The 4,415-nt window shown below is 35.7% G+C and carries 2 protein-coding genes; both read left to right on the top strand.

The features are described 5' to 3' along the window. Window positions 1-1,444: T9SS type A sorting domain-containing protein (locus ACM55I_RS16225; protein ID WP_416847882.1), on the top strand; the 1,444-nt coding region annotated here is incomplete at its 5' end. Between the two features lie 1,168 nt (window positions 1,445-2,612). Further along, window positions 2,613-4,415: hypothetical protein (locus tag ACM55I_RS16220; RefSeq protein ID WP_416847881.1), on the top strand; the 1,803-nt coding region annotated here is incomplete at its 3' end.

Below are 4,415 nucleotides of genomic sequence, written 5' to 3'. Positions count from 1 at the left end.
CACTGACTCTGGCACATTAGATGCTTGTGGATTGGGTATTATTACCCGTACTTGGAAAGCAACCGACTGTGCAGGCAATTTCTCCACCTGTGTTCAAAAAATTACTGTTCAGGATATCACTAAACCTGTAATCACTTGTCCTGTAGATGTATCATTTGAATGTGATGCAGTGGGAAGTAATTTTGGAACTGCAACTGCAACAGACAATTGTGATGCAAATCCTAAAGTTACTTTTAGTGATGTTAAAACAGCAGATTGCGGTAATACTTACCATATCGATCGTACCTGGACAGCAGTAGATTGTGCAGGCAATAAAGCTACCTGTTTGCAAAAAATCAAAGTGGTAGATACGACTGCTCCAACCCTCACTTGTGTAGCTCCTAAAACAATTGAATGTAATGCTACATTTAATTTTGATCCGCCAACTGTCAAAGACAATTGTGATGCAAATCCAACGGTTACTTTTGCAGATAAAGACAATGCGGATGGAAGTAAAACACGTACCTGGACAGCAAAAGACATCTGTGGTAATACGTCTACTTCGTGTAGTCAAACCATTAGTGTAAGTCCTTGTGCTCATATCTTCCCGACTCAGACTACCTGTTGTAATTTCAGCACAGGAACAGTTACTCAGTTATCACAAGTTTGTTATACAGCCTCTTCTCCTAGTAACGGACAAGTGACTAATGCAATTCCGGGTGTGTTTTTCTATTATTCAAATGTGGTGGCACCAGCTGCTAACTTTACAATTAATGTAACACAATCTAATGATGGTGATTTGAATAAACTGTTTAGTGTGCAAAATGTTTCCAATATCCGTTTGTTTACTCAAGGATGTGGAACAAATGTAAACTTTACGGCAAGCATTGTCGGTGGTTCTGAAGCAAAATTAGTTGTGACAGGAGCTACAGTGGGAGCAACGTATATTATTTCTGTAAAATACGATGTAAAATCAATCATTGGTGCTACTATCGCAGGGGCTAATCCTGCCAGTACCTATACTTTCAAAAGCTTTACAAAAGTAGGTGCTAATGCAGCTGTGCTTGTTACAGGAAGTACTGGAATTATAGATGCCGTATCTGGTTGTTCAGATAATACTCCATTACCTGGGGATTGTACACTTCCTACAGCAATTGCTCCTAGTACAATCAATAAAGCTCCTGCTATTGAAGCAAAAATTGGAAGCGTAGGATTTGATGCATATCCGGTTCCTTTCAAAGATCAACTTACTATTAGATATAAATTTGATTATGTGTCTGATGTAAAAATTGAGGTATTCAATGCACAAGGTATTTTGGTGCTTTCTAAAACTGACACCAATAGTTATTTGAACAAAGAAATTGCACTAAGCCTTAAAGCCAATAAAGGACAAGAGCAAGTTTATGTTGTAAAAGTAACTACGGACAGAGGAAGCAGTACTAAAAAAGTAATCTCTTCCAGATAGTTTTCGATAATTGTATAATCCTTAAAAAAGAATGTAATGGATTAGAATAAAAATAAGCCTCGGAAGTGAAAATTTCCGAGGTTTTTTTTGTTTTTTTTAATTGAATTTTTATATAAATACTGCTTTGAGGTTGATAAAAGATTTTTGTTCCTCATTATAAAAATATCTTTTTAATAATGAAGTACTCATTACCATTTTTCATCATTTAAGTTTACTATTTGCATTAAAATCAAAGTCATTTCAATAGTATTGATTTGGCTTTGATTTTATCTTTTACAAACATTTTTATTTTCATTATTATTTCGTCCTACATTTCGAAAGGATAAAAAAATAATATTTTAAAATTCTTATGATGTTTCTAAAATCTTAAAAAAAGGAATCAATTTTAATAATTTAAGATTCTCAATAATCTCCTGAAATTGGTATCTTAAAATCAGTATAAATGCAATTAAATGATTAAAATGTAAGAGCGATTTATTGCCTTTAACATTATTTTTTGATTAACAAAATTTAAGTAATAAAATTATTAATTAATTGATAATCAATTAGTTAACGAGTTTTTTAGTATTAATATTTTAGTACTGTAAAGCTTTTCTTAGCGAACTATGTTCCTTGTCGGGTATAACAGAATTTTGTCTTGTTTACCTTTTTTATTTTTTTATTTTTTGGCCTAATACCTAACTTTGGTTTAACAAAAAATTATTTGATTTGAGTTGTTTATAAACAACTTTCAAATTAATAAAAGGATCTTTTTGTTTCCCCATAATAAAATATCCTTGGATGATGGAGTACTTCATAAAATTATTTTTTGAAGATGTTTCGTTTTTCTTCAAGTTTTCTCCTTGAATCTGAAAACTTTTGTTTACCCTATTTTTATCATTTTTTAATTCTAATCGTTTTTAAAATCAATATTTTAAATTGTTTTAAAAAAGTGTTTTTTGTTCATAAATGGATATGTTTTTGCATATCCAGTTTATTGAAAGTTTACTTCATCAATCTATTTTTTGAAGAGGGTTTTTTAGTAGTTATCTCAAATCGGTAAACTTCTTATTTTTCTAATGTATGGTATTAAAATACAATTTATGAGACAACACACTTTAGTTTTTCGGAAACCCAAATTCTACTAAAGCTTTCTTATTAATAATTATGGTCTTAAAACCAAATTATTATGAAAAAAATTATCTCTTTTAAGATAAAAAGTGCGCAAGAATATTGTTGTACTTTTTTCCAACTTTTAAACGTAGGTTTTTCAAAATTTAATTTTATAGCTCCTATCGATTCCTTATCAAGGCTATGGTCTTTTTATTGGCGTCAGTCGCTTGCTTTGCCATTTATGTTGGCAGCAATTTTAATGACGGGTTATAGAGTTAATGCGCAGGGGTCTATTAAAGGTGTAGTGCCAGTACAATACCCCCATAGTGGGTCAGGTGTTGATGGCGATGCCTTTGCTCATGAACCTATTGGTACTATATATGAAGGTGTAGGCGACTTGTTTGACAAATTGCATCCTACTATAGCGGGACATGGTGTGATTAACCCATTTACAGGTGACGTTTTTTACAAACCCACAAGCCCTGTAACTATACCGGTCAGCGTTTTCCTTCAGGATCCTTATCTCAATGATCCAACCATATTTACCCTCTCTAATAAGATAAATGATAATCCAAACACCTATAGTTGGGGTGCAGGAAGTTCGCCTAACAAAAATGAAATCCAAAATTGTGGTGCTCATTTTAGTTATGGTGATCCAGGTGTAATAGGTGGAGTAAGTATTGATGATGAAACCTTTGTTGCCGGTACTAGCGGACCGGGAGTTGCTACAGATTTGTGGTGTCTTTTTGCTGGTGACCGCCAGGTAACCAATGGGAGCAGTTACATAGATTTTGAGTTTTTGCAAGCTCCGTTAACTATTACTGGCGCTATCTTTGGTCCTGCTAATCCCCTAAGTGGCATTGCGCCAATTACTGGGGGCAGTGGCGGATTTACTACACTAGGAACCCAAGGTGGACGTACAGTCGGTGACATATTGCTCACTATTGAATTTACCCAAGGAGGCGGTGACGCTAATGTCGTAATTCGGGTATGGACAGCAAAAGCGGGAGGTGGTTTTGAATACGTAGTTCATCCCAACTCTGAATTTTTTGGCGCTGTTTATTTAACCAATAATTTTTCGACTACCACAGTACCCTTTGACACCTATGGAATCTCTCCTGGTGTTTATGCTCCTAATCAATGGGCTGAAGGTGCTATCAATCTTACCCAAGTACTTAAAGCGACTAATAATCCATGCTTTATAATCAGTACACTGTTTATTAGAACAAGATCTTCAGGAAGTTCAGCTCAATCTGAATTAAAGGATTTTCCGGGAGCTCCGATTCAGTTGAATTTGGATTTGAGTAAACTGGCAGTTACCTGCTCTGAACCTGTTGCTTTACCAGTATGCAGCACAACCGAAACAGTAACAGCGGCTTACAATACTTGGAAAGCCGGTTTCAGTAATACGGGTGGAATTAGTCCAGTTACTGATAACCTCGCAGATTTTCCACCTTTAGGTAATCTGACCTGTGGTGGACAATTGAGCTTCGAATATAAAGTAATTGATGCTTGCCACAAAGTTCCTAAAACATGTACTAGTACTTTTACAGTTGTAAAAGACGAGATTAAACCAATAATCACGGCTACCGGAACACCTACAAACGGTACTCTGGGCTGTAACCCTACAGCGAATGCCATTGGTGCAGCGCTTGGAACAGCAACAGCCACCGATAATTGTGGTGTGGTAACTCCAACATTCACAGATGGAACAATCGTAATCGACGGTTGTTCACGTTCACAAACCAGAACCTGGAACGTAACTGATGCCTGTGGCAACGCAGCAACACCAGTTTCCCGCACAGCAACCTGGATAGTGGATACAGTTGCGCCAGTTATCATCGCTACCGGAACACCTACAAACGGTACTCTGGGCTGT

Source organism: Flavobacterium algoris (assembly GCF_048158525.1).
GTDB lineage: Bacteria > Bacteroidota > Bacteroidia > Flavobacteriales > Flavobacteriaceae > Flavobacterium > Flavobacterium algoris.
This window is presented reverse-complemented; position numbering and strand designations above follow the sequence as displayed.